A 23,797-nucleotide genomic window follows, 5' to 3' on the forward strand; every position below is an offset into this window, starting at 1 on the left:
GGAGAAATGCTTCCGATGAACATCCGCACCTTGCTCGCGACTGCCCTCCTGATCGCTGCGACCACCCCTGCTTTCGCGCACGGACCGACGCCGCAAAAGGTCGACGAGAAGATCGAGATCAAAGCGGAGCCGGCGAAGGTCTGGTCCCTCGTGAAGGACTTCGGGGCGCTGCAGAGCTGGCATCCGGACGTCGCGAAGAGCGTCGTGGAGGGCCAGGAGCGCACGGTGACGCTGAAGAGCGGCGGCGAGTTCAAGGAGGGGCTCGACGCCGCCGACGACCAGCAGATGGGGCTCGACTACCGGCTTTCCGGCGAGGCCGGAGACGCGCTGCCGGTGAGCTCCTACAGCGCCGCCATCAAGGTCGCCCCGAAGGATGGCGGCTCCGAAGTCACCTGGGAGGGACGCTTCTATCGCGCCGATACGGGCAACGAGCCGCCGGAAGGCAAGGACGACGCCGCCGCCGTGGAGGGCATGACTTCCTTCCTGAAGAACGGGCTCGAAGGATTGAAGAAGAAGTCGGAAGCCGGCGGATGAGGATCGCATTCGCGGCCGCTGCGCTTGCCGTCGGGATCGGGTTGTCCGGGACGCGGGCGGAGGAGGCCGCCTTCGCGGTCGTCTCGCAGGCTGGCGCAGCGGTGTCGTTTCTGAGTCGATCCGGCCTGGAAGGCGCGTCCGTGAAGCTCGACGACGCGCCGGCCTCGATTGCCGCCGGACCTGACGGGCGCACGCTCTACGTGACGCATCCGGACCGAAGCCGCGTCACCGTGCTGGACGCCGTCACCCGCACCGTGACCGAGAAGTTCAACGTGGCCGGCAGCCCGTTCGGGGCCGCCGCCACCGAGAGCGAGCTCTACGTCACGGACTGGGCCAACGGGAGCCTTGTCCGGATCGACGCGCTGACGGGCGCGACCACCGGGACGGTCTCCGTGGGCAAGTCGCCCGCGGGGCTTGTCCTCGACGTCAAGCGGAGCCGCGCCTACGCGGCCGACCGCGAAGGCGACGCCGTCGGCGTTATCGACCTCAAGACGATGCGGCGCGTCGGCCAGGTGAAGGTCGGCCGGGCGCCCTTCGCGCTCGGGCTCTCGCCGGACGGCGCGCGGCTGTTCGTCGCCAACGTCCAGAGCGGCGATCTGTCCGTGATCGACACGTTCCGGCTGTCGGAGATCACGCGCGTCCCGGTCGGCCGCATGCCCTATGGGGTCGCGGTCACGAGCGACGGCGAGCGCCTCGCGGTCACGCTCCAGGAAGAGGCGACGCTCCTGGTGATCGACGCCGCGAAGCTCACGCCACTCGGCCGGATCAAGGTCGGCAAGTACCCGGAGGGCGTCACGATCTCCGCAGACGGCCGCACGGCGGCCGTCGCCAATTGGTTCGACGACAGCGTCACGTTTGTCGATCTCGCCGGCATGACGGCCTTGAGCCGAATCACAACCCCGGCGGGCCCGCGCTACCTCGCGGCGCTCGCCCAATGAAAAGAACCACAAGGGAGAAGACCCATGCGTAAAGCGTTTCTCATCGCAGGAGGCTTGATGGCGAGCGTCATTGCGAGCCCAGCGTCCTCCCAATCCCTCGCAAACGTCCCGGCGCTCGATCTCAGCGCGGCGATCGGCGATCCGGGTCCTGGCTGGCGCAAGCATTCGTCCGGCGAGGAGAGCGTCACCTATGTTTGCGACGCCGAGCCGTGCGGGGGCCGCGGCGTCCTCGGCGTGAGCCAGGCCAGCGCAACGTCCGACTATGTCAGGGCCATCATCGCCGATCCGCAGAAAATGCTGCAGAGCTACGAGTACGGCTCCGAGGAATCGATGAAGCCATCAGGCTGCGCCTTCACCTCCTATGCGGTGAAGCGGATCGGCGAGCAGCGGGTCCAATACACGAGCGTCGGAACCTGCCCGCAGGGCGGCCACGCCGCGATGGCGACGATCTTCGACGCCAACCGCCCATACATGCTCTCGGTTCAGGTTCTGACCGGCTCGGAGGTCGCCGCGGTGAAGCTCCGCGACAAGACGGCCGACAAGCTTCTGGAAGCGCTTTGAACGTGCTCCGGAAGCCCTCCATCATGATCCGACGGGTTATCGTTCCGCTCGCGGCGCTCGGCGCTCTCATCGTCTCTCCGGCGGCTGCTCAGAGCCCTCAGCCGCCAGCGGCGGAGTCTGCCCCGCCCGCCGAGGCCGCGCCCCAGGCGCCCGGCCCGGCGACGGAGATTGTCGGTCCCGACGGCGCGTTTCGGTTGAAGCCGGACGGGGTCGAATGGCGGCGCTTTCAGACTGTCCGGGCCATCGGGGTGGCGTGTGGCGACGAGGCCTGCGGCGGGGATCGCGTGTTCTGCATGGTGCAGGTCCGCAGCGCGCCGGAAGCTAGGCCCGGCGAACGACCCTCAGCCGAGGCGGCGAAGCGCTTCGGAGATGGGGTCGCGGCGAACGCCCCGAAGGAGATGAAGGCGGAGTACCTCACCCCGTTCGCCGCCAAGGATCTCGGCGGCCATCCTGGCCAATGGGCCGAGCTGAAAGCGGAAGGCGAGCCCGGCGCGGTGCGCTTCGGCCTCTTCCTGCTGGAGGCGAAGGCCCAGGAGGTCGCCTTCAACTGCGTCGCTCCTGCTGCGAAATGGGATGAGCACCAATCCCGGATCGAGAGGGTGATCGCGTCGCTGAAGATCGAGCGCTGAGTTCTCAAGCGACGAAGGCCAGTGCTGGGGCGACCGCTCGATCCTAATTCCGGCCCCGCGTTGTGCGAGTGAGGCGGGACGGACGTACAGTCCATCCCGCCGGATCACTTGAGGTCGTTCTCTTATTCGGCTGCGATCTTGCTGTACTGCTCGAAGTTCGAAGCGGTCGTGCGATCGTCCACGCTCTCCTTGCCCGCATAGGCGCCGTGATATTGCGAGGCCGGGTGGCTCTTCTCGACGCGACCGTCGGGCGTGCCCAGAAGCTTCTGGCGGAACGTTCCCGGCTGGTACTCCGACTGCGCGCGGCCGCGCTTGCGAAGCTCAGGCACGACGTAATCGATGAAGTCGGTGGTCGTCGCCGGCGTCACCGCATAAGCGAGGTTGAAGCCGTCGATGCCGCCTTCGTCGACCCAGCGCTCGAGCTCGTCCGCGACCTTCTGTGGGCCTCCGACCAGCACCGGACCGAGACCGCCGATGGTGCGGTCCTTGATGACGTCCTGAACCGTCCACTTGCGGCTCTGGCCGTGCGTCAGCGACTCGAGCGTCGTGCGCAGGCTGTCATTGTCCATCGCCTCGAGCGGCTGCTCTGGGTCATATTGCGAGAAGTCGATCCCGGTCCATCCTCCGTAGAGCGCAAGCATTCCCTCGGAGCTCGAGTAGGACAGGTACTCCTGATACTTCTGTTCGGCCGCTTCGTCGGTCGCGCCGGTGATGACCGTCAGCAGCGTGAAGATCTTGATCGAATCGCGCGAGCGGCCCTGCTTCTCTGCAAGATCGCGAATGTCCTTGGTGACCGTGCGGGCCTGCTCGGGGCTCGTCGTCAGGACGAACATGCCCTCGGCGTTGGCGGCCGCGAACTGCTTGCCGCGCCCCGAAGCGCCGGCCTGGAAGATGAAGGGCGTCCGCTGCGGCGACGGCTCGCAGAGATGGAAGCCGGGCACCTTGTAGTACTTGCCGTTATGCCCGATCGGGTGGACCTTCTTCGGATCGGTGAAGATCCCGGTCTCCTTGTCGCGATGAACCGCGCCGTCTTCCCACGAACCTTCCCAGAGCTTGTACATCACCTCCATGTATTCATCGGCGATGGCGTAGCGCTCGTCATGCGCGATCTGCTTCTCCAGCCCGACGTTCAGCGCCGCGCTGTTGAGATAGGACGAGACGACATTCCACGCGACGCGGCCCTTGGTCAGATGATCGAGAGTCGAGAGCCGGCGGGCGAGCAGATAGGGCTGCTCGTAGGTGATCGCGGCCGTGACGCCGAATCCGACATTGCTGGTGACCGCGGCCATGGCCGAAATCGCGCCGAACGGATCGTTCACCGGCACCTGGTCCGCATCCCTCAGCGCCGCCGCGGCCGTGCCGCGATAGACGTCGTAGACCCCGACCACGTCGGCGATGAACAGGCAGTCGAAGCAGCCGCGCTCAAGTTCGCGCGCCAGATCTGTCCAGTACTCGATCGTGTTGTAGTTCCACGCCCGGCTCGACGGATGCCGCCAGGTTCCCGAGGACTGATGACTGACGCAGGTCATGTCGAAGGCGCTGAGCAGAATGCGCTTTGCCATAGGAAATCCCTCTCCCTTACTGTTCTTTGTTGTCGCCGCCGTCGAAGAGCTGAGCCCCCTGGGCCAGCAGGTCCTTGAGCGGCGGTTCATCTCGTTGCGGCCGGGGACGCGGCGGAGCGGCCGCGTCGCATATTCCGGACCGTCATGGTTGTACCGATCGGTCCATTTAGGCAGCGCCGCCGCCATTTTGCAAGCTCGAAGCGACGGCTGCGCTTGCCTCCGACCGGCGTCGGCCGCTATGCGCCCTTGCGGGCGATGACCTCCGCCGGGTGAATCTTGGGGTCGCCGCTCAGAAGCGGGGGCACGGTGCGGAAGATCTGTTCGGCGGCCTTGCCCGTCATGTGAGCGTCGAGCGCCGCGTCATTCGTGAAAAGATCGACCAGGAATACGGCGTCGGGATCGGCCTTCGAACGGATCACCAGCCAGAGCGGCGTTCCGGTTTCCGCCTCGACATGCGGAAGCGCGTCGGCGATGAGCCGTGCGACCTCGGCTCCCCGTCCCGGCTTCGCGTTGAACTCGATCACGCCTGCCACGTCGCTCATGCTGGTTCTCCAATTCAAGGGGTGCGTTTCGGCCGCCTGGCGGCTGATTTACTTGAGAGCGCTCAGCGTCGTGTCGAACGACAGGCTCAGCACATACCGGTCGCCGCACCAGCCTCGATCGTTGACGAAGAGGCCGCATTGCCGGCGCGACAGCGACGTGTCCCAGTAGCGCGCGTCGAGCGTCATCGACTTGTAGGTCAGGCCGACGCCGCCGTTCCAAACGAGATAGTCGGGGAAGTTGAAGCCGGCCTTGGTCTTGCCGATCCAGCGGTGCCCGAACTCGCCCGAGACATAGAGGCCGAGATCGCTGTTGTTGGTGAAGTTCGGCAGCTTGATCTTCGCGTTGCCGAGGAGATAGAGCTCTTTGGCGCTCAGATTGACGAAGTTGTCGGTGGCGCGGACGAGCCCGCCGACTGTCAGCCAGTCATTGACCTGATAGGTCGGCCGGAAATAGGGCTCCCAATAGTCTGTGTTCGCGCCCTTTTCGCCGGCGTACCAGAAGTAGATCACGCCGCCGTCAAGCGTCAGCCGATCCCAGGTGTGACGTAGGCCGATATAGGCGTCGACTTCGAGCGCGGGATCGGTCAGCCCCTTCGAGGCCGGGAGGTCCAGGCTCGCCGCCCAGGCGCCGGCGTAGAACCAGTCGAACAGGCGGATCTCTCCGTAACCCTGAACGCCTGGATTTCCGGCGGACTGCGCCACCCCTCGCGCCACATACTGGCTCGCGAGAGTGACGCCGAAGGCGGCGTCGATGTTCGGCGTCGTCGGAACCTCGGCGAAAGCCGGCGCCAAGGCGAGATCCGCCGCGCTCGCCGCCACCGGCGCGGTCGCGAGCGCCGCAACCCCCAAGATCGCGCCCAGGGCGCGCCCGCTAAAGGCAGTCATCGTGTCCTCCCCGTGTTGGTGGCGGCGGTCCGAGCTGTGGAACGACAGGGCGCGAGCGCCCGCCCGGGCCTGACCGAACAGGTCCGTCTTCCACGTCCCGGCCGGACCGACGCCGAAGTGCGCGTCGTTTCCTCGGATGTTCTTATTGCGGCGGCTCCGGCGCTGACGCCGGCCGCCGCTATTTGCCGTTCTGCACTGCGTAGGCCGAGAGATCAGTCGCCCGGCCGTCATAGAACCCGTCAGCGTTCGGCATTCGGACCTTCGGGAGCGTCTTGGCGTCGAGCGTGGTCCCGGCGTCGATGACGCCGCCGCGCTCGAGAATGTAGGCCGACACCGCGTAGACGTCGTCCGGGCTCAGCGAGCCCGGCGCGTGGAACGGCATGGCGCGCCAGACATAGTCGTAGAGCGTCGTGGCGTAAGGCCAGTAGCTCTCAACCGTCTTCACCGGCTTCGGCGAGGCGAGGGTGCCGCGGCCGCCGATGAGCGCCGGACCGCCTGCGGTCGGTACGCCCTGGAGCTTGTCGCCGTGGCACATCGCGCATTGCGATCCGTAGACCTTTGCGCCGGCCTCAGGCGTTCCGGACCCGGCCGGGAGGCCATCGCCCGCCGGCTGGATCGCGAAATAGCGCGCGAGCTCCGCAGGCGCGATCGGCGCGCCATAGTCGGACTCATCGGCGAGCGCCGGGAAAGCTGCGGTTGCGGAGAGCAGCAGGGCGGAGGCCAGTCCGTTACGCATGGACATTGCTGATCCCTCCGTCGGCCGCGACCGCCCAGCTCTGAATGGCGTTGTAGTGGTAGACGCTGTTCAGGCCGCGCCGACGGACCAGGTCCTGGTAGGTCGGCTGGACGGCGCCGGTCTCGTCAGTGCAGCGGCTCTGCAGGGTCGCCGGACGGCCATCCCACACCCAGGGCAGATTGAACCGGACGGTGCACATCGGCTCTGGAGCGTTCTCTATATTCGCAGGGCTCCAGCTCTTGCCGCCGTCGATCGAAACCTCGACGGTCTGCACGCGTCCACGCCCTGACCAGGCGATCCCCCGAATCTCGTAGCGACCCGGCTTCGGCAGCATCATGCCGACGGAAGGGAAGGTGATGACCGATTTGGCGTCCATCTGAAGCGTGAACAGCTTGGCGCGACCGTCCGGCATCAGGTCTGAATATTTGGACGTCTCCTCGCGGGTCATGAAAGGACGGTCGCTGACCTGCAGCCGCCGCAGCCATTTGATATGCGTGTTGCCCTCATAGCCGGGCAGCAGCAGGCGCAGCGGGTAGCCCTGCTCCGGGCGTAGCGCCTCGCCATTCTGGCCGTAGGCGATCATGCCGTCGGAAAGCAGCTTCTCGATCGGCACGCTGCGCGTCATCACCGCGGCGTCGGCGCCTTCGGCCAAGACCCAGAGCGCGTTCTCCTTGAGCCCAACCTCGCGGGCGAGCGTGGAGAACAGCACGCCGGTCCACTCGGAAGTCGAGAGCAGGCCGTGCGAGACCTGGACGCTCTTCGCTGTCGGCTTCGCCCACTCGTAGAGCGTATTGCCCGAGCACTCGATGAAGTGCTTGCGGGTGACCGACGGCATCCGCTTCAGATCGGCGACGGTGAACTTCTTCGCCGTATCCACGAGGCCGTGCAGGATCAGCTCGTGGCGCGCGGGATCGATGGTCGGAATGCCGCCATGATGGCGCTCGAAGTGAAGACCAGACGGCGTCAGGTTGCCGATCTGCGACGCGAGCGGCGTGAAGGTCCAGGAGGTGATGTCGGTGGGGTTCGGCGCCTTGACCCGCACCTCCGTCTCGAACTGGGAGCGCGTCCCGTAGCCGCCATCCTCCAGCAACGGCCGCCCGGGGATCTTGGTCGGATCATCGGGGACGTCGTAGCGGACCGCGCCGGGAGGCGCCGTTTCGCCGGCCGCTCGCGCCGAACCGACCGCAAGCGCGCCTGCCCCAAGCGCCGCTCCGGCGCCCGCGAGAAGCCGGCGGCGGGGCATATCGACCTCGGGCCGCATGCCCTCCTGGCAGGGACAGGGCTCGGCATCCGCCTGGCGTGGGTCTGTGGCTCGAGAACGGCCCGGCCCCGATACGCGTCCCACTGTCAAAGCCATGCCCTCCGAGAGTGGCGCCTCTTGGATCGGGCGCACTGTATGTACCGGTCGATACAAGATGGTTGTTGAAGATCTGTCAAGAGTGGAGGCGGGCGCATTCGTCGCTTTTTCGCCATTTCTGCCCACGACGCGGGCGGTCTGATCCGCGCCGCATCAGGATATCGGCAGACAAGCCGCTCAGCCTGGAGCGGCCTGAAAGTGCTTTTCTCCGCCGTCCTCGGCTGAGGAGCTGCTCTGAGGAGCCAAAGTCTTCGTCTGCTGCCCTCTGGAGGTACTAAGATAGCGTCACATCTTGAAGCGAGGCAGGCGTCCCGCGTAGCTCTACTCGAGCGACGCGGGACGCTGACGGAGAGAGCGGGTCGACTAGGCGACGTCGTCCCATCCGCCCGCAGTCTTCTGTCCTCGCCAGAGATAGGGTTCCTCGAAGCCGACGCCGAACACCAGCGGAAGCACGAGCGACCAGTTGACGCCCATATAGGCGTAGGTGAGCAACGCCTCAGTGCTGCTGAACACCGAGCCGACGAGGCTCAGCAGAATAGACGCGACCACGACGTCCAGCGTCAGGTAGAACAGACAGGCCAGCAGGCCGCCCCACGGCATCCGAATATGTGTAAACGGCCAATTGTAGGTGATGATCGGCATCGCGTAATTGATGGAGGTCGCGACCATGAAGCAGACCAGCCAGCGATTGTCGGGCGTGAAATGCCCCATCGACCAGAAGGCCGAAATCGGCGACGCGTCCGGCGTCCAGAAGCCCGTCAGGATTGAAATCTCCACGCAGGCCGCCACGGTCGCAAACAGGATCGCCAGGATCGCGAAGGCGCGCCCCGGCTGCGCCATTCCGCGGGTCAGATAGGTGAGCGTCCCGGTGGAGAGGCCGATCAACAGGAAGGGGAACCACCAGGCCGGAACCCAGACGATCGCCGAATGCGTCACCAGAAAGGTGCAGCCGGTGATCAGCAGGAGAAGCAGCGCGAACTGACGCGCCGGCGGCATGCCGGCCACCAGCCAGTTTGCGCCGGCGAAGCAGAACAGCGCCAGGAAGAACCAGGTGGTGCCGACGAGCGGAAAGATGCCGCTGACGCCAGGGCCGACCTCCACGATCAGATAGGCGCTTAACCAGCCGAGCGCCCAGGAGACCGCGGTGACCACGATGCCGCGGGTGAAGCGGCCCTCGATGCCGGAGAACGGCCAGAGTCCGCAGACGGCGAACAGGCAGGCCCACCAGGCGGCGAAGATCTGCCAGCTTACATTGTCCAGCCAGAACGACTTCTGGATTTCCTCGCCGCGCCAGGGCCCGATCGGGTGCTGGGTGACGAACAGATTGACCAGATAGCAGGAGAGAATCGTCAGCGCATAGATCGCTACGAAGGAGCGGACGGTCTTGAGCGGGCGAAAAGGGGCGATTGCGATGGACATCGCATCAATCTCCACAAGGATTTCGGGAGCGCCGTCGCCGCACTCCGGCGGACGAAGGCGACAGCTTCGGCCGCCGCTAGATCAGAGCGGGGCGCGCATAGCTCGCATTGTGGTAGATCAGCGGCGCGCCAGGCTGCGCTCCTGCGCCCACCACGCGACCGATGAAGATCGTATGGGTGCCGACGTCCACCCGCTGCGTGACATGGCACTCGATGAAGGCGGCCGCGCCGTCGATCACCGGCACGCCGCTCGGCGTCACCGCATGACTTACGGTCGCGAACTGCTCGGGATTCTTGCCCGCGAAATGGGTCGCGACGTCGACCTGGTCTTCCGAGAGGATGTTGACCGCGAACGCTCCCTTCTTGTCGATATGCGGATGCGTCCGGGTCGACCTGTTCACGACGATCAGGATGGTGGGCGGCTCGGCGCACACGCTGCAGACCGCCGTGGCCGTGAAGCCGTGAAGCGCGCCCTGGCCCTCCGTGGTGATGACGGCGACGCTGCCGGCGAGTTGTCGCATGACCTGCCGGAAGACCTCGCCGTCGACGCGCTCCTCGCCGACCTCGATGCCGGATCTGCCGTGACCTGTGTTCTGCTGGACGTTCATGTGGGTTCCTCCCTCGGGCGGGATTTCGCTCCCGCCTTTCTTTGTGCTTGTCATTGAAGGGCCGCCGCCACGTGCTCGACCACGTTGAGTCCGTAGCCCTCAAGTCCAATGAAGTTCTGGTTGGTGTCGGAGATCACCACCATGTCGGAGACGCCAAGATCGATCAGGATCTGGGCTCCCACGCCGTAGTCGCGCAGCGACTTTCCGGGGCGCGAATGCGGGCTTCCATTACGGATCCGCTCCGACAGCGCGTCTCGCCGGGGGTCGTTGAGGATCACCACGACGCCGCGACTTCGCCGGGTGATCTGATACATCGCGCCCTCGAGCGCTCCCCCTGAACCCGCGAGCAGCATGTCCCCGACGGGGTCCGCCATGTGTATGCAGACAGGCGTGGGCTCCGGCCGCCGCAGGTCGCCCTTCGCAAGCACGATGTGTTCGCCGTCTTCGACGGTGTCGCGATAGATCATCATGCGCCACTCGCCGAACGCCGGGTGATGGAGCCCGGAGGTCACGATCAGTTCGACCAGGCGTTCGGTCCGCAGCCGGTAGGCGATCAGATCGGCGATGGTCCCGAGCTTCAGCTCGTGGCGCCGCGCGAATTTGAGGAGCTGCGGCAGCCGCGCCATCGAGCCGTCGTCGTTCATGATCTCGCAGATCACGCCCGCCGGGTTGAGCCCTGCGATCCGCGCCACATCGACCGCGGCCTCGGTGTGGCCAGCGCGGATCAGGGTCCCGCCGTCGCGTGCGATCAGCGGGAAGATGTGCCCGGGGGTGACGATATCGTCCGGGCGGCTCTCGGGATTGATCGCCACGGCGATCGTGCGCGCGCGGTCAGCGGCGGAAATCCCGGTGGTCACCCCGGTGCGCGCCTCGATGGACAGCGTGAAGGCTGTCTGGTGGCGGCCGGAACGGTTGGACTGCGCCATCGGCGCGAGATGGAGCTGAGAGACCCGCTGCTGGGTCAGCGCCAGGCAGACGAGGCCGCGCGCATGGCGCGCCATGAAATTGACCGCCTCGGGCGTCGCGAACTGCGCTGGAATGACGATGTCGCCTTCGTTTTCCCGATCCTCGTCGTCGACCAGGATGAACGGGCGCCCGGCGCGCGCCTCCTCGATGATTTCCTGTGCGGTGTTGATGTCAATCTGTCGGGCGAGCGCGGGCATGTAGTTCATCTGCCTGCTTCCTCCGTATACAGGCGCCCGGCCGGATTTCCGTCGAGGCCGGGAAGTAAAAAAGCGCGAGCCAAAACGAGGGGATGATCGAGGCTCGCGAAGCGGTTCAGGCGGCTCTCAGCTCGCGGACCGGATCCGCCAGCTCGAGCTCTCTGACGAGCGGGATCACCCGTTCGCCGAAGTATCTCGTCTCTTCATGGAAATGCAGGAAGGCGCAGAGAACGAGATCGACGCCGATCTTCTTCAGGTCGTGGATCTTCGTCGCGACCTGCTCCGGCGTCCCGATCAGGCCGGTCCTGAACCCGTCATTGTACTGAACGAGATCTTTCTCCGACGAATCCACCCACATGCCCTTCTTGTCTTTGGTGGATTGGCCGGCCTCCTTTACGGCAGCCTTGAAGCCTCTGACGGCCACGTCGTCCGCGAACCCGACGATGCGGCGAAGCTCGTCCCACGCTTCATCTTCGTTTTCGCGCGCGATCACGAAAGCATTCGCCCCGAATTTGACGCGCCGACCTTGCGCGGCGGCCAGTTTCCTGACCGCGTCGATCTGCTCTTTATGCGCGTCGAGGCTGTTGCCGTTCATGAGATAGTAGTCGGAAACGGCGGCCGCCATGCTCTGTGCGGCGAGCGAGTTTCCACCCTGGAAGATCTCGGGCATCGGCCGGCCGGGCAAACGGAGCGGCTTTGGCTTCAGGTTGTAACCGTTGATCTTCCAGTACTTGCCGTCATAGCAGAAGTCGTCTTCCGACCACGCGCCACGCAGGATGTCGATGAATTCACGGGACCTGACGTAGCGCTCGTCATGCTCGAGCCATTGCACGCCGAGCGCGTCATATTCGGCGCGGAACCAGCCGCTCGCGACGTTGATCGACCAGCGACCGTTGAAGATCTGGTCCGCCGTCGCGCCCTGCTTCGCGACCACGCCAGGATGGCACAGCCCCGGCAGGATTCCCGTGATAACGTTGAGCCTGTCGGTGTTCGCAAGCAGCGCGGCAGAGAACATGACGGAGTCGTGCTGGTATTCCGCGCCGTAGCTCCCCATGAAGCGCACCTGCGTCAGGGCGTATTCGAACCCCACCGCCTCGGCGATCTTCGCCAGCTCGATATTATAGTCGAGGCTCCAGTCCGTGCGTTGCGGAGCCTTGCTCACCACAAGTCCGCCACTGACGTTCGGGACCCAGTGCGCGAATTTCATCGGCGGCTTCGATTTCTTTGACGCCAACTCTCTGCCTCCCAACTTTTATTATTGTGTCTAGGCGCTTCGTAGTGAGCTGAGCCGCACTCCTCCCGACCCGTTTCTTGCAGGCGACATCCTCAGGCGGCCCGGTCCTCGGCGTCCGCCCCGATCATGAGCGCGCTCACAGCCTCTCGCGCCGCGCGAGAGACGCGTGCGAGCAACTCCGCGTTCGCGATACGGCGGCCCGAAAAGTCACTGTCGACTGCGTAGATAGTCGTCGGCGTCGTCCACATGCCGAAAAAGCCCATCAGCGGACGCAGTTGATGTTCAAGCATCAAGGCGTGGAAGGGCGTACCCCCGGTCGCGACGAGAACCGATTTGCGGCCGCGCATCGCCCTGCGGTCGAGAAGATCGAAGAGATGCTTCATCACGCCGGGGTAGCCTGCGCGGTAGACAGGGGCGCCGACGACCAAGAGATCCGCGCGCTCGATAAGTCTCAGCAGGTCGAGGCCGCGCTCCGACAGGCGATCCCTCATCAGTCCCGTCAGGAACGCGCCGCCGTCATCCGCGAGCCGGACATATCCGCGTTCGACCGTCGTCGACGCTGCGATCGCGTCGGCTACGGCGTCGATCACGATGCCGGTGCGCGATTCCCGCCGGGGACTCCCGTTGATGCACACCAGCAGCGGCATGGACGACCCTCTGTATCGATCGGTCCATAGTGGTGCGGTTATGAGGTTAAATCAAGCCTGTTTTACGAGGAAAGCGACCGCGAGATCATAAGGCTTTCGTTCCGTTCAGCCGCGGGACCTCCTCAGAAACATTAGATAAATCAGCGGTGCTCTGAGATGGTCCGGCCGCGTCAGCTCAGCCGTGGTCCTGGCGCGCGCCAGCAACCTGAGGCGCGCCTCGCCGCGCTCCTGTACCCTTCGATACACAGATGCCGGCGTCAGCGTCTGCCTTGCGCTATCCTGAACGCCTCAGGAGACTTTCTCAGCGCGAGCATGCTCCAGGCGCCGACCAGCGGCCCGGGGGCGAGCGTCACGAAGGCCCATTGCCAGCCGACCAAGTGGGCGAAGGCCGGCACCGCCGTGATCGCGACCGCCGTCAGCGCGAAGCCGAGCCCGAGCTGCAGCGCGAGCGCCGTACCGACAAAAGCCGGGTCGCCGACCTCGGTGACGATCGCGGAGAACTGAGCGGAATCTGCGATCACCGATATTCCCCAGACCACGGCGACGAGCAGGAACAGCCAGAGCGGCCCGTGGAATGTCAATCCGATGAGGATCGAGCATGCACCCGAGATCGCCATCGCGAGCGCCGTCGTGGCGGTGCGGCCGATGCGGTCGGCCAGCAGTCCGCCGCCGACGCAGCCGACCGTGCCGACGGCGATGACCGCGAAGGTGATGAGCGAGGCGGACGAGGTCGCGTCCGCTCCGTTCTGCAGCCGGTAGGCCTGCGCGAAGGCCAGGAACCAGCCCCACATCGCGTAGAGCTCCCACATGTGGCCGAAATAGCCGAGATTGGCGAGCGCGACGGGCCGGTTGCGGAGGACACGGCCGATCTGGCGAGGATCGAAGGCGGCGCGCGGATAAGGGTTCGGCCCTTCTGTCGCATAGCGCGCCATCAGCGCCGCGCCCCCCAGCGTCATGACCGAGGTCGCGGAGACCACGAGCCGCCAGTCGAGGTTCGCCGTCACCGCGCGCAGCAGATGCGGGAAGGCCGAGCCCAGCGTCAGCGCGGCGATGACGCAGCCGAGCGCAAGGCCGCGGCCGCGCACGAACCAGGTCGACACCAGCTTCAGGGCCGGCGGGTAGATGCCGGCGAGCGCCATGCCGGTGAGGAAGCGGGCGAAGATCGCAAGCTCGGCGGTCGGCGCCACGAGCAGCGCCGCGTTCACGACGGCCGCCAGCACCGCCGCCGACGCCATCAGGGCTCGCGCCGGAACCATGTCGGGAAGATTGATCAGGCTCGAGCCCAACGCGCCGAACACGAAGCCGATCTGGACCGCGTTGGTCAGCCAGGCCGCCGCTACGCCGTCGAGTCCCCAGACCGCCCTAAGCTCGGTGACGATCGCGGTCGCCGAGAACCAGGTCGTCATGGACAGCACGAGCGCGACGCTCAGTAGGCCGAGCGTGCGCCAGGCCGCGGCGTCGGCCCTCGCGGCGCGATCTGCGGGAGCCATGCAGGCGTCGGTCTGCGTCACGCCACGGCGCTCCTCTTCTGTTCGGCGGCGGGCCGCAGCGCGGCGACGTAGACGGTCGCCTCTCCGGTCAGGCAATCCTCGCCCTGGGCGTTCACCACCCTGGTCTTGAGCTGGCAGATCGGCTTGTCATCTCGGACGCCGATCACCTCCACCTGACCAGTGATTTCCTCGTCGACGCCGACCGCCTGGACGAAGCGCCAGGAGACCTGCAGGAACACCGTTCCGGGCCCCGGAAGATCCTCGGCCACCACCGCGTTCAGGATCCCCGACGTCACTCCGCCCTGGACGATGACGCGCCCGAAGACGGAGCCCGCCGCAAGCTCTGCGTCGTAGTGAAGCGGATTGAAGTCTCCGGTCATCTCAGAAAAAATGTCGATGTCTCGCAAGGTCGTGCGGCGCGTCCTCGTCGCAACGGCTCCGATTTTCGGCTTGCCGTTCACCGTCGCCGCCCAGACGTCATTGCTGCTCTCCGGCATCGCCGCCCTCCTGATCGTTTCCTCGAGCTGCATCGCCGCCCCATCTTTTTCATCGAGGCTCGGACGTCAGGCTCGCGTCTTGTTCTTGTAGTGGGCCGGGTCTTGAAGCCGGCCGGCAGTTGCGCTTAATCGAACCCTCTCAGGACCAGTCGGAGGCGGCCATCGAGCTGCTCGCCCGTGTCTCCGGCTCCGCGCTCCCTGATTGGACCGGGCGTACACCGCGGCGATTATCGCCGGAGCCGCTCAGCGAGGCGACTTCGACGGGAGCCCGGTCCCCTTAACCGGGCGCCTTGCGCTGATAACCCTTGCCACAATCGCGCCTCCGCCAGAAAATGCCGCCCGGAACCTGTGAAGGACGTCTTCGTGCCCCGCACTCGCACTAACCTCACCGCCAGCAAGCCGCGATCGCGACGCTCTGGCGAGGAGACAAACATTAGCCCACCTGTACCGACTGGTCCATACGCAAGTGATGCGAACGTGAGCGCCGGGAGGCCCCTCGAGGTCGCGCCGACGGCGCCTGCGACGCAGCAGCGGGAGCGCATCCAGCACATCGCCGCGAAGCTGTTTGCCGAGCGCGGCTACCGTGCGATCGGCGTCGCGGAGATCGGCGACGCCGTGGGGCTCGGGAGGGGCGCGCTCTACTATCACATCAATAGCAAGGAAGAGCTGCTCTTCAACATCGTGGTGCGCTACATCGAGGATCTGGTGATCTTCGGCCAGGGCACTCTGCAGAAGGAGCCGGATCCGCGCCAGCGCATAAGGCGGCTAAGCCGCTATCTGATGCGTGTGATCGCGCAGAACCTGCCGGAAATGACCGTCTGCTTCCGTGAGGCGGACGCCCTGACGGGGCAGCGCCACAAGCTCGTCTCCGACCTGCATCAGCAATATCAGGACGTCTGGCACCAGACGTTCAAGGATGGCGAGGCCAAGGGTTACTTCAAGTCGCTGCCGCTCGTCGCTCTCAAGGGCATCCTTGGAATGTATTTCTACAGCTTTCTCTGGTTCCGGCCGAGCGGGAAGCACACGTCAGACGAAATCGCCGATATCTTTGCAGATATGGTTCTGAAGGTGCTGGAAAAGGATTAGGCTCGGGCCGAGCGCCGGGTTGTCACCTCTTCCTGAATGTCTCTTCGCGCTGCGTCCAGGCCCACATCGGTACGATCAGACCGAAGACGGCGCAGCAACTGCAGGACTTCGCCGAAGGGCGCCGATCCTGAGGACCGGACCAGGGGAGAGCAGCCTGTGCCGACTCGTCCTGCGCCGCGCCTTGCTGCGGACCGAACTGTTTTGCCGGGTGAGCGGGCCTCAGAAGGTTCGGCGGCGACTCGGCCATGCGTGGCGGACCGCCCGCGGTTTCCGACTAGCGCTTTCTTGCCGCTCAGGTGCTGAAGCTTCAGGCTATCGCGGTCAGTCGTCCGAAGCGAAGGCGCGCTTACTCGCGTCCCTATGCGCCATCTCCAGCGGAGGCGTCGCCAATGGGCGGCCTCTACGAACGTCCGTCGCTTTTCCCGATGTCGTACGGTAACTTCACCGGGACAGGCTGATGAGGGCGAGTTCGTGGCGGCAAGTGAGGGCAGCGAAGCTCTAAGGGAAGGTTTGCGGCTTCTCGACGAGAAGGACAATGTCGGGGCCGAACGTCTTCTGGCAAGGGCAGTGGATGCCTATCCGCATGATTTGATCACGCGGTTTTATCTCGGAATATCCCTCAGAAAGCTCAAGAAATATGACGAATCGGACAGGCAGTTTTCTATCCTTCTTCGAGAAGCCTGTCGTTTACCTCCCGTGCTCGGGTACAATGGAGCGCCACATTGCGTCCTGAGGCTGGTGGCGCAGCTATCATGGTCCATGGACCTGACGGCGATCGACCCTTCCTTTGCGACGATAGACGGTCTCCTGACAGGGGACGCGACTGACGCTGACGCCGTCGACGCGGTGCGGGACCTACAAGGTCGCCAGCCGGGGCTGCCGTACAGCGCCTGGCTGTATGTCTACGCCAGGTTCCTGCGCCGCGGGTTTGGCGGGGGCGCCTTCGCCGCCAAGTCAGCCGCAGGCCGCGTTGCGATCACCCTCGCAACCGGGGGAGATCGCGCGGCGGCGCCAGCTGCGGTTCTGGGCGCGGTGTATCTCGGCGAATTTGAATTGGCGCACCAACTCTGCGACCGCATCGCGGCAGAAGGCGGTCGCAAGGCCGTGGGGCAGGCGCATGCGCTCCGGCTTGAGGTTCTTCTATCTGAGGGACGCGTGGAGGAGGCGGTGACGCTGCGCCGGACCGCTTTTAAGCAGCGGGCGGAGCATCAGCGATACGAGGCTTTCATAAAGGGGCGCTCTGTCGCATTGGTGGGGCCGGCGCCTAACACTCTTGGGAATGGCCGGGAGATCGACCGGCACGATGTTGTGGCGCGAACCAATTACCAAGGAGCATTCCAGTTCCTCGACAAAAGCGAAAATTTCGGATCGAGAACTGACGTATCATATTACAACCGGCTGCAAATTGGCCGGTCCGGCGCAGAGATCGTTCAGAACTTGGCAGATGAAGGGATTCCCTTCGTTGTGGCGCGAAAGAAATCGGCCGCTCTAGATCTCCGGGCAAAGCTGCCCGCCTCGGTCGCCGTTCGGAAGTGGTGGGCTCGTCGATGGTGGGGTTATTTTGGTAATGGCTTCGCGTTTCGCCACATAATTTTCGATCTACTTTTGTTCTCGCCTGAGCGTATAACCGTCTTCAATGGGGATTTTTTTCTAGGCGAGAAGCCTCACTTCCCGAGCTATTGGTCGACGGAAATTGATGTAGTCAGATCATATATCATGCACGATGTTTTCGAATGTTTTCTATTTATGAAGAGATTGAAAGAGGCTGGCCAGATCGATGGCGACGCCGTTCTGGAACAGATCATAGATCTTCCTGTCGAGGATTTCCTCGCGCTGGTCTCTCGTCGCTGCGCCGCCGCGACGCAAACAGGCGTCGTCAACGCCTCCGAAGATCTTCTTGCGCAAGACGCCTGAGCCCAGCGCGCGGTAGCGCCCTGCGCTTGACCTCAACGGCCACCTGCTCCGCCGAGGTCAGTTAAGGCCAAGGCGCCTTGGGCGGGACGAGGCGTCTCAAGGCCTCTCTGGCTGGCCGGGAGCGTAGGGAACGGGGACGCTCCTCCCGTCAGGACGGGGAGGTGGCTCCGAGAAGCCGATCAAAGATCGCTCTCCAAGCGCGTCGTTCTTCGCCGTTGAGCGCCTTCGACAGTCCACCCGGCTCACGCCGGAAGGCACAGCCGCCGTCGACCCGTGCAGGTCAGGCTCGCGAGCATTTCCTGGGTTAGCGATAGGCCAAGGGCTCGCCGAGCGGGACGATCGCCTGAGCCAGTTCATCGATTGCGTCCAGTGCGCTCCGTGACCGGGAAAGCTCAGCCGATCGAAAGCGGGTTCTCGGCATCTTATAACTATTAAAATGCGGAACTGAGCGGTCGAGCTGGTGATTTGCAGCGATATTATTAAAGTAGAAAAATTCCAATCTCATGTTGAGAGAAGCTTATTTTTGGCGTGACGCTTGCCATGCCTGAGTTTGGCCGTCAAAAGGCCTCAAACAGGTTTGGAGTCCGGACACATGATCGTGCGCAGTTCCATCTCGCTTCGGCCGAAGATGTCGAATGTGGCGTTTACGGCGAGCGCCACACTGGCTGTGGCGGTTCAACCGATGGCCGCGCAGGCTCAATCGGCCGAGTCCGATTCCACGTCCCTCGACCCCATCCTGGTCGAAGGCGCGGCGGCCTCGGGTAACGCCAACGACGCCTCGACCGGCATCAGCCGGCTTCCGGCGACGGTGTGGGAGATTCCGCGGGCCGTGACCGTCATCCCAAAGGAGCAACTCGAGCAGCAGGGCGTCACGAGCGTCGAGCAGGCGCTGAAGAACGTGCCCGGCATCACCTTGTCCACCGGCGAGGGCAACGGCGGCACCAATGGCGACCAGTTCCGCATCCGCGGCTTTCAGTCCAAAGGCGACATCTATATCGACGGCCTGCGGGACTTCGGCGCCTATGTCCGCGACAGCTTCGACATCGACAGCATCGAAGTCATCAAGGGTCCGAATGGCGAGAATTTCGGCGTCGGCACCACCGGCGGATTGATCAACCAGACGTCGAAGAAGGCGCATCTCGGCGATGCGCTCTCCATCGAGGGCCAGATCGGCAGCGGCCCCCTGAAGCGCGGGACGGTCGACTACAACAAGCAGATCAACGAGACGACCGCTATCCGCCTCAACGGCATGGTCCATGACCAGGACGTGGCGGACCGCGACCATGTGAAGACGGATCGGCAGGGTTTCGCGGCCGCGCTGGGGTTTGGCCTCGGCACCGACACCACCTGGTCCATCAACTACATGTACCAGCACAACAACCGGAAGCCGGATTACGGCGTGCCGTTCATCGCCGACGCCAATGGCCGCTGGCGGCCCGCGACCGAACTCGGCCTCAGCCGCTCGACCTCCTATGTCCGCGCGACCGACAAGGACGTGACCAACGCGCACGTCGTGACGTCGCTGTTCTCCAAGGAGGTGAACGACTGGCTGACGATCTCGAGCGACTCTCGCGTCGGCTTTTACGACCGGGACTATTCGTCGACGCCCCCCGGCTGCTCCAACGACGCCAGCAGCGCCACTCCGGGGGTGCAATATGCCGGAAGCTGCTCTCAGCAGTTTCTGGCCGGCGGCAATCCGCTCGTCACCTACGGGGCGGGCGGCGGCCTCAGCTACAAGCAGAAGACCTGGGGGCTTGAAAACACCACCACCGCCAAGGCGGAGTTCGAGACCGGGGGCCTCAAGCACAAGGCCATCGCCGGCGTGAACGTGTACCACCAGGACGACCATCGCGAGCCCGCGAGCTACGGCCAGACCCGCGGCAACCAGACGATCCGCGATCCGTTCTACAGCACGCCGAACGCCGTTCGTACGCGCGTGGTCGGCAATGACCGCGACGCGACGGCCTCGGACGTCGCGCTGTTCGCCAACGACCGGGTCTGGTTCACGGACCAGATTTCCATCATGGGCGCGCTTCGCTGGGACAACTTCAAGAGCAAGTTCTACAGCTTCACCCCGGCGGCGGCGGACACCACCGCGCCGTTCGAGGACACCAAGGTCAACGGCAAGCAGTCGGACAGCAAGCTCAGCCGGTCGGTCGCGCTGATGTTCGAGCCGCAGCCGAACCAGACCTATTATGTGAGCTACGCCCGGTCCTACACGCCGATCGGCACCAACGTCGCGACCCAGGCGGCGAACGCCACCAGCGAGGTGCCGGGCGGCGCGAGCGGAAACCTGAAGCTCGATCCGGAGAAGGCGGACCTCTACGAGTTCGGCGGCAAGATCGATCTCATGGACGGGCGCCTCGGCCTGTCCGGCTCGGTCTTCCAGATCGACAAGAGCAACGCCTACGACGTCGACCCCGTCACGGGCGACCTTATCGGCGGCTTCTCCGACGCAAGTCAGAAGCGGCGCGTGCGCGGCTTCGAAGTTGGCGCGACCGGTGAAGTGACGCCGGGGCTGACGGTCCAGTTCGGCTACGCCTATCTGGATGGCAAGATCCGCGGCGAGACGCCCGGCACGGCGGCCGCGTCATCCGTGAAGGGCAATGACGTTCCCTATGTGTCGAAGCACAACGCCGCGCTGTGGGCGACGTATGAGCTGTCGCGTCACTTCGCCGACAAGATGCCCGGCAGGCTGCTCATCGGCGGCGGCGTCCAGTACGCCAGCGCGTACTGGGCCGATCCCGCGAACAAGGCGCGCGTTCCGAGATCCTTCTCGCTCGATGGTCTGATCTCCTACGAATATGAGGGGGTGCGGGTCGCTCTCAACGGATACAACCTGACCAACGAGCTGAATTACACCTCCGCGCAGGGCACGGGCCGCGTCGTGCCGGGCTCCGGCCGGACGGTGCTGCTCTCCCTCGGCTACAAGATGTGACGCGCGGGCGGATCTAGCCGTGCTGGTGCACATCAACGGCGTCCTGACGCCCGACGAGGTCGCGTTCTGCCGCTCGATCCTGGAGAGCTCCTGCTGGATCGACGGAAAGGCGACCGCCGGCGATCAGGCGGCCAAGGCCAAACGCAACATGCAGGTTCCGGAGGATTCAGCCGAGGCTCGCCGCCTTGGCGAGCTGATCCTGACGGCGCTCGCCCGCAACCCGGTCTTCAACTCCGCTGCGCTGCCGCTGCGCGTGCTGCCGCCAATGTTCAACCGCTATGACGAGGGCATGAGCTTCGGCGCGCATGTCGACGGCGCCATCCGGGCGATCCCCGGCGCCGGCGGCATGCGGATGCGGGCGGACGTCTCGAGCACGCTCTTCCTCACCGACCCGGACGATTACGACGGCGGCGAGCTCGTGATCGAGGACAGCTACGGCGCGCACGCCGTCAAGCTGCCCGCCGGCGACATGGTGGTCTATCCGGCCACCAGCCTGCATCGCGTCGAGCCGATCACCCGGGGAAGCCGCTGGTCGTCGTTCTTCTGGACCCAGTCGATGGTCAAGGACGACGGCGAACGGTCGCTGCTCTACGACCTCGACCTCGCGATCATCGAGACCCGGGCCCAACTCGGCGACCGAAGCCGCGCCACGCTTGGCCTCGTGAACCACTATCACAACCTTCTGCGGCGCTGGGCGGAGCTGTGACGGCGGCCGGTCCTGTCATCGGCCGGGCGATCGCGCGCGCCCAGCTCGAATGGGCGCAGATCCAGCTCGACGGGTTGGGCGGCAAGCCGCAGGACCCGGCGGCGGCGCTCGCCTGGTACCGCAGCGCGGCCCGACTTGGCGACGAGCGGGCGATCAACATGCTCGGGCGCGCCTATGAGCGTGGCTGGGGCACGCGCGTCGATCTCCAGGAAGCGGCGCGCTGCTATGAGCGCGCCGCCGCGCTCGGCGAACCGTGGGCGCTGTTCAATCTCGCGGATCTGACGCTCGGCGGTCGCGGACGCAAGGCGGACCCGGTCGCCGCCTATGCGCTCTACGAACGCGCGGCGGCGGCGGGAATCGCGAAGGCGTTCAACATGATGGGCCTCCTCAGGGAGAGCGGGGAGGGCGCGCCGCGCGACGCCGCGCTCGCCAAAACCCTGTTCCGTCATGCGGCGGAAGGCGGCGATTGCTGGGGTTGCTTCAACTACGCCCGCCGGCTGGCCGATGACGACGGGGACATCGACGGCGCCGAGATCTGGCTGCGGCGAGGCATCGAGCTCGGCTTCCCCGATTTCTGGCGGGTCGTCGGCGAGGCGCTGGCGGCCCATCCGGTCCCTCGTCTGGCGGAGCTCGGCCGCGCCGCTTCGAGGCGTTGCGCGGATTCTTTCCAGTCTTCCCGCTGAAGGGCGCAGCTTTGAAAACCCTGATCCATCGCTACGGCACGCCGCTCACCACCGGGCTTTTTCTGGTCTCCGCCGTCTCGGGGGTTGCGCTGTTCTTCCGCTGGCAGCCGGCGGCGTTCCACATGATGCATGAGTGGCTGAGCCTCGCCCTGCTTGCGCCCTTCGCTCTGCACATCTGGAAGAACTGGAAGCCGTTCGTCGGCTATCTGAGGCGCAAGACGCTGATCATCCCGCTTCTCGCATCGATCCTGGTGGCGGTTCCATTCGCCGTGAACGGCATGATGCAGTCGCGCGGCGGCAGCCCGGGATTTCGCGTCATGTCGGTGATGACAAAGGCCCGCCTAGTTGACCTCGCGCCTGTTCTGAACGCCTCGCCCGAAGATCTCGTCAGGCGGCTTCGCGAAGATGGACATAATGTCGATGCGCCGGAAGCGACGCTCGAAAGCGTCGCCGCGTCCTCGGGCGTGAGACCGTCCGAACTGCTCCTGAAGCTCATTCCTGACCGCGCCTCAAGAAGATAAGGCGCCATCACGGAACGCCCGCAGGGCGGACGCGAGGCCTCCACCCGGCGAGGCGCTCTCTCGAGCTCCAGCTGGCGAGCCCTCTCCAACGTGGCCCGTTCAGGGGCAGAACCAGACCGGCCCGACCACGACGCAGCCGCGGGTCCGCCAGTCGCGCGGACGGGCGCGGTAGCTGCGCCAGCCATGCGGCGCCGAGCGGTAGCGTCCGCCAGGCCTGTAATGGGAATGCCCGTGGCGACGGTGGCGGTAGTCGTGGCGTGGGCCTCGATGGTCGTGGCGCCGCATGTCGACGAGCTGGATCGGCGCGACTGCGGAGGTGAACCCGGTTGACGGCGTAGCAGGCGTCGCGACCGCCGCCGAGGCAGGCAACATCGCCGCGAGGGCGATCGGGAGGAGGCGCTTCAGCATGGATCTGTCTCGCTTTCTCTCTTCGATGAATATGGTCACGCACGCGGATCAAAGTCCCTGCACGAGGGCGGCGTCGTGACGAGAGCCGAAGAGGTTCTGGGGTGTAGGGGCTGCGTCGGCACGCTGGCCTCGCCAGAACGTGATCGTCATCCGGAGATAATTAGGAGACTGATCAGCCGAGATCGTTAGTCAGACCCCTGCCGCTCAATGGGCGAAAGGAGGTCATAGATGAAGAAGCTGTTCCTTGCCGCGACAGCCGCCTTGGCTGTGCTGTCGCTTTCCCCGGCTGAAGCGGCCGAGAAGAACATCGGGTTCTTCGGAAGCTGGAGCGTGTGGCAATATAGTGATGCGGGAGGCAAGGGATGCTTTATCTACGCCAATCCGTCCAAGGCGGAACCTGCGCGCCTCAATCACGGACTAGTTTCCTTTTTCATCAGAAGCGTCGGCAAGTCGCCGCCCCGTACGGAAGCCAGCCTGCAGTTCGGTTACGCGGTCGATCCGAATGGTCCCTCATGGCTGAGCGTGGACGGCAAAAAGTTCCGTCTGCAGACGTACAAGAGCGGCGCATGGCTCGCCGGCGGCAAGCCGCGGGAGCGAGACCTCCTGAAGGCGATGAAGAGCGGACGCTCCATGCGCGTCTCGACCGCCTCGAGGCGCGGCAACGAAACGCATTATGTGTTTCCGCTGAACGGCGTCACCCGAGCCATGGGACTGCTGCGCCGCCGCTGCTCGTGACGGCG

At 65.2% G+C, this 23,797-nt stretch carries 24 protein-coding genes; 11 read left to right on the forward strand and 13 right to left on the reverse strand.

The genetic code is table 11. The annotated features are described in order from the left end of the window. Positions 1 to 15 precede the first annotated feature (15 nt). Genes VM780_RS08580 through VM780_RS08595 form a run of 4 tightly spaced genes read left to right on the forward strand, consistent with a single transcriptional unit; the run spans position 16 to position 2,662 of the window. Positions 16 to 534, forward strand: a complete 519-nt coding sequence (locus VM780_RS08580) for an SRPBCC family protein (protein WP_325446851.1) — start codon at positions 16 to 18, stop codon at positions 532 to 534. Further along, positions 531 to 1,472 (forward strand): YncE family protein, encoded by a 942-nt coding sequence (locus VM780_RS08585; protein ID WP_325446852.1) that lies wholly within the window; start codon positions 531 to 533, stop codon positions 1,470 to 1,472. Before VM780_RS08580 ends, VM780_RS08585 begins: the two co-directional genes overlap by 4 nt. Before the next feature lie 57 nt (positions 1,473 to 1,529). Next, the gene (locus tag VM780_RS08590; RefSeq protein ID WP_325446853.1) at positions 1,530 to 2,033 is read left to right on the forward strand and encodes a hypothetical protein; all 504 of its coding nucleotides are present in this window, start codon (positions 1,530 to 1,532) and stop codon (positions 2,031 to 2,033) included. Between the two features lie 23 nt (positions 2,034 to 2,056). Continuing rightward, a complete protein-coding gene (locus VM780_RS08595; RefSeq protein ID WP_325446854.1) occupies positions 2,057 to 2,662 on the forward strand; it encodes a hypothetical protein in 606 nt (201 codons plus the stop codon). Between the two features lie 122 nt (positions 2,663 to 2,784). Here VM780_RS08595 and VM780_RS08600 read toward each other — a convergent pair whose 3' ends face one another. The 12 genes from VM780_RS08600 to VM780_RS08655 form a co-directional block, all read right to left on the reverse strand. Then, the gene (locus tag VM780_RS08600) at positions 2,785 to 4,224 is read right to left on the reverse strand and encodes an LLM class flavin-dependent oxidoreductase (RefSeq protein ID WP_325446855.1); all 1,440 of its coding nucleotides are present in this window, start codon (positions 4,222 to 4,224) and stop codon (positions 2,785 to 2,787) included. Between the two features lie 236 nt (positions 4,225 to 4,460). Then, positions 4,461 to 4,766, reverse strand: a complete 306-nt coding sequence (locus VM780_RS08605; RefSeq protein WP_325446856.1) for a putative quinol monooxygenase — start codon at positions 4,764 to 4,766, stop codon at positions 4,461 to 4,463. 48 nt (positions 4,767 to 4,814) lie between these two features. Further along, positions 4,815 to 5,651, reverse strand: coding sequence for a TorF family putative porin (locus tag VM780_RS08610; protein WP_325446857.1), 837 nt, complete (start codon positions 5,649 to 5,651; stop codon positions 4,815 to 4,817). A gap of 178 nt (positions 5,652 to 5,829) precedes the next feature. Beyond that, positions 5,830 to 6,393, reverse strand: a complete 564-nt coding sequence (locus tag VM780_RS08615) for a cytochrome c (protein WP_325446858.1) — start codon at positions 6,391 to 6,393, stop codon at positions 5,830 to 5,832. Beyond that, complete coding sequence (gene soxC / locus VM780_RS08620) at positions 6,380 to 7,630, reverse strand: sulfite dehydrogenase (RefSeq protein WP_325446859.1); 1,251 nt, start codon at positions 7,628 to 7,630, stop codon at positions 6,380 to 6,382. The genes VM780_RS08615 and soxC overlap by 14 nt, the downstream gene beginning before the upstream one ends. Before the next feature lie 477 nt (positions 7,631 to 8,107). Beyond that, positions 8,108 to 9,163, reverse strand: a complete 1,056-nt coding sequence (locus VM780_RS08625; RefSeq protein ID WP_325446860.1) for a hypothetical protein — start codon at positions 9,161 to 9,163, stop codon at positions 8,108 to 8,110. 76 nt (positions 9,164 to 9,239) lie between these two features. Continuing rightward, positions 9,240 to 9,770 carry a flavin reductase family protein gene (locus tag VM780_RS08630; RefSeq protein ID WP_325446861.1) on the reverse strand — a complete coding sequence of 177 codons (531 nt, stop codon included), beginning with the start codon at positions 9,768 to 9,770 and terminating at the stop codon, positions 9,240 to 9,242. A 50-nt stretch (positions 9,771 to 9,820) separates the two neighbouring features. Beyond that, positions 9,821 to 10,942 carry a 3,4-dihydroxy-2-butanone-4-phosphate synthase gene (gene ribB, locus VM780_RS08635; protein ID WP_325446862.1) on the reverse strand — a complete coding sequence of 374 codons (1,122 nt, stop codon included), beginning with the start codon at positions 10,940 to 10,942 and terminating at the stop codon, positions 9,821 to 9,823. 106 nt (positions 10,943 to 11,048) lie between these two features. Next, positions 11,049 to 12,140 carry a dimethylsulfone monooxygenase SfnG gene (sfnG, locus tag VM780_RS08640; protein WP_325446863.1) on the reverse strand — a complete coding sequence of 364 codons (1,092 nt, stop codon included), beginning with the start codon at positions 12,138 to 12,140 and terminating at the stop codon, positions 11,049 to 11,051. Between the two features lie 119 nt (positions 12,141 to 12,259). Next, on the reverse strand, positions 12,260 to 12,814 hold the full coding sequence (locus tag VM780_RS08645) for an NAD(P)H-dependent oxidoreductase (RefSeq protein ID WP_325446864.1): 555 nt from the start codon (positions 12,812 to 12,814) through the stop codon (positions 12,260 to 12,262). Between the two features lie 257 nt (positions 12,815 to 13,071). Then, the gene (locus tag VM780_RS08650; RefSeq protein ID WP_325446865.1) at positions 13,072 to 14,325 is read right to left on the reverse strand and encodes an MFS transporter; all 1,254 of its coding nucleotides are present in this window, start codon (positions 14,323 to 14,325) and stop codon (positions 13,072 to 13,074) included. Continuing rightward, positions 14,322 to 14,801 (reverse strand): MaoC family dehydratase, encoded by a 480-nt coding sequence (locus tag VM780_RS08655; RefSeq protein WP_325446866.1) that lies wholly within the window; start codon positions 14,799 to 14,801, stop codon positions 14,322 to 14,324. The genes VM780_RS08650 and VM780_RS08655 overlap by 4 nt, the downstream gene beginning before the upstream one ends. Before the next feature lie 477 nt (positions 14,802 to 15,278). Here VM780_RS08655 and VM780_RS08660 point away from each other — a divergent pair, with 477 nt between their 5' ends. The 6 genes from VM780_RS08660 (at position 15,279) to VM780_RS08685 (ending at position 22,649) form a co-directional block, all read left to right on the forward strand. Continuing rightward, positions 15,279 to 15,887, forward strand: a complete 609-nt coding sequence (locus VM780_RS08660) for a TetR/AcrR family transcriptional regulator (protein WP_325446867.1) — start codon at positions 15,279 to 15,281, stop codon at positions 15,885 to 15,887. A gap of 471 nt (positions 15,888 to 16,358) precedes the next feature. Beyond that, the gene (locus VM780_RS08665) at positions 16,359 to 17,801 is read left to right on the forward strand and encodes a hypothetical protein (RefSeq protein WP_325446868.1); all 1,443 of its coding nucleotides are present in this window, start codon (positions 16,359 to 16,361) and stop codon (positions 17,799 to 17,801) included. Positions 17,802 to 18,393: 592 nt separating this feature from the next. Next, positions 18,394 to 20,739, forward strand: a complete 2,346-nt coding sequence (locus tag VM780_RS08670) for a TonB-dependent siderophore receptor (RefSeq protein ID WP_325446869.1) — start codon at positions 18,394 to 18,396, stop codon at positions 20,737 to 20,739. Between the two features lie 19 nt (positions 20,740 to 20,758). Beyond that, the gene (locus VM780_RS08675) at positions 20,759 to 21,445 is read left to right on the forward strand and encodes a Fe2+-dependent dioxygenase (protein ID WP_325446870.1); all 687 of its coding nucleotides are present in this window, start codon (positions 20,759 to 20,761) and stop codon (positions 21,443 to 21,445) included. Beyond that, positions 21,442 to 22,128: a tetratricopeptide repeat protein gene (locus VM780_RS08680; RefSeq protein ID WP_325446871.1), complete on the forward strand. Its 687-nt coding sequence runs from the start codon at positions 21,442 to 21,444 to the stop codon at positions 22,126 to 22,128. Before VM780_RS08675 ends, VM780_RS08680 begins: the two co-directional genes overlap by 4 nt. Positions 22,129 to 22,139: 11 nt before the next feature. Beyond that, the gene (locus tag VM780_RS08685) at positions 22,140 to 22,649 is read left to right on the forward strand and encodes a DUF4405 domain-containing protein (protein ID WP_325446872.1); all 510 of its coding nucleotides are present in this window, start codon (positions 22,140 to 22,142) and stop codon (positions 22,647 to 22,649) included. A gap of 99 nt (positions 22,650 to 22,748) precedes the next feature. Here the strand turns inward: VM780_RS08685 and VM780_RS08690 are convergent, their stop codons facing one another. Then, complete coding sequence (locus tag VM780_RS08690; RefSeq protein ID WP_325446873.1) at positions 22,749 to 23,057, reverse strand: hypothetical protein; 309 nt, start codon at positions 23,055 to 23,057, stop codon at positions 22,749 to 22,751. A 228-nt stretch (positions 23,058 to 23,285) separates the two neighbouring features. On the opposite strand from VM780_RS08690, the gene VM780_RS08695 reads away from it, so the two are divergent. Then, the gene (locus tag VM780_RS08695; protein WP_325446874.1) at positions 23,286 to 23,792 is read left to right on the forward strand and encodes a hypothetical protein; all 507 of its coding nucleotides are present in this window, start codon (positions 23,286 to 23,288) and stop codon (positions 23,790 to 23,792) included. The last annotated feature ends 5 nt before the right edge of the window (positions 23,793 to 23,797 follow it).

It is taken from the genome of Hansschlegelia sp. (assembly GCF_035538955.1).
In the GTDB taxonomy this organism is placed as follows: domain Bacteria; phylum Pseudomonadota; class Alphaproteobacteria; order Rhizobiales; family Methylopilaceae; genus Methylopila.

Coding starts and splice junctions, on each gene's coding strand:
- VM780_RS08580 (WP_325446851.1), top strand. CDS start 16: ATGAACATCCGCACCTTGCTCGCGACTGCCCTCCTGATCGCTGCGACC.
- VM780_RS08585 (WP_325446852.1), top strand. CDS start 531: ATGAGGATCGCATTCGCGGCCGCTGCGCTTGCCGTCGGGATCGGGTTG.
- VM780_RS08590 (WP_325446853.1), top strand. CDS start 1,530: ATGGCGAGCGTCATTGCGAGCCCAGCGTCCTCCCAATCCCTCGCAAAC.
- VM780_RS08595 (WP_325446854.1), top strand. CDS start 2,057: ATGATCCGACGGGTTATCGTTCCGCTCGCGGCGCTCGGCGCTCTCATC.
- VM780_RS08600 (WP_325446855.1), bottom strand. CDS start 4,224: ATGGCAAAGCGCATTCTGCTCAGCGCCTTCGACATGACCTGCGTCAGT.
- VM780_RS08605 (WP_325446856.1), bottom strand. CDS start 4,766: ATGAGCGACGTGGCAGGCGTGATCGAGTTCAACGCGAAGCCGGGACGG.
- VM780_RS08610 (WP_325446857.1), bottom strand. CDS start 5,651: ATGACTGCCTTTAGCGGGCGCGCCCTGGGCGCGATCTTGGGGGTTGCG.
- VM780_RS08615 (WP_325446858.1), bottom strand. CDS start 6,393: ATGTCCATGCGTAACGGACTGGCCTCCGCCCTGCTGCTCTCCGCAACC.
- soxC (WP_325446859.1), bottom strand. CDS start 7,630: ATGCCCCGCCGCCGGCTTCTCGCGGGCGCCGGAGCGGCGCTTGGGGCA.
- VM780_RS08625 (WP_325446860.1), bottom strand. CDS start 9,163: ATGTCCATCGCAATCGCCCCTTTTCGCCCGCTCAAGACCGTCCGCTCC.
- VM780_RS08630 (WP_325446861.1), bottom strand. CDS start 9,770: ATGAACGTCCAGCAGAACACAGGTCACGGCAGATCCGGCATCGAGGTC.
- ribB (WP_325446862.1), bottom strand. CDS start 10,942: ATGAACTACATGCCCGCGCTCGCCCGACAGATTGACATCAACACCGCA.
- sfnG (WP_325446863.1), bottom strand. CDS start 12,140: ATGAAATTCGCGCACTGGGTCCCGAACGTCAGTGGCGGACTTGTGGTG.
- VM780_RS08645 (WP_325446864.1), bottom strand. CDS start 12,814: ATGCCGCTGCTGGTGTGCATCAACGGGAGTCCCCGGCGGGAATCGCGC.
- VM780_RS08655 (WP_325446866.1), bottom strand. CDS start 14,801: ATGCCGGAGAGCAGCAATGACGTCTGGGCGGCGACGGTGAACGGCAAG.
- VM780_RS08670 (WP_325446869.1), top strand. CDS start 18,394: ATGATCGTGCGCAGTTCCATCTCGCTTCGGCCGAAGATGTCGAATGTG.
- VM780_RS08690 (WP_325446873.1), bottom strand. CDS start 23,057: ATGCTGAAGCGCCTCCTCCCGATCGCCCTCGCGGCGATGTTGCCTGCC.
- VM780_RS08695 (WP_325446874.1), top strand. CDS start 23,286: ATGAAGAAGCTGTTCCTTGCCGCGACAGCCGCCTTGGCTGTGCTGTCG.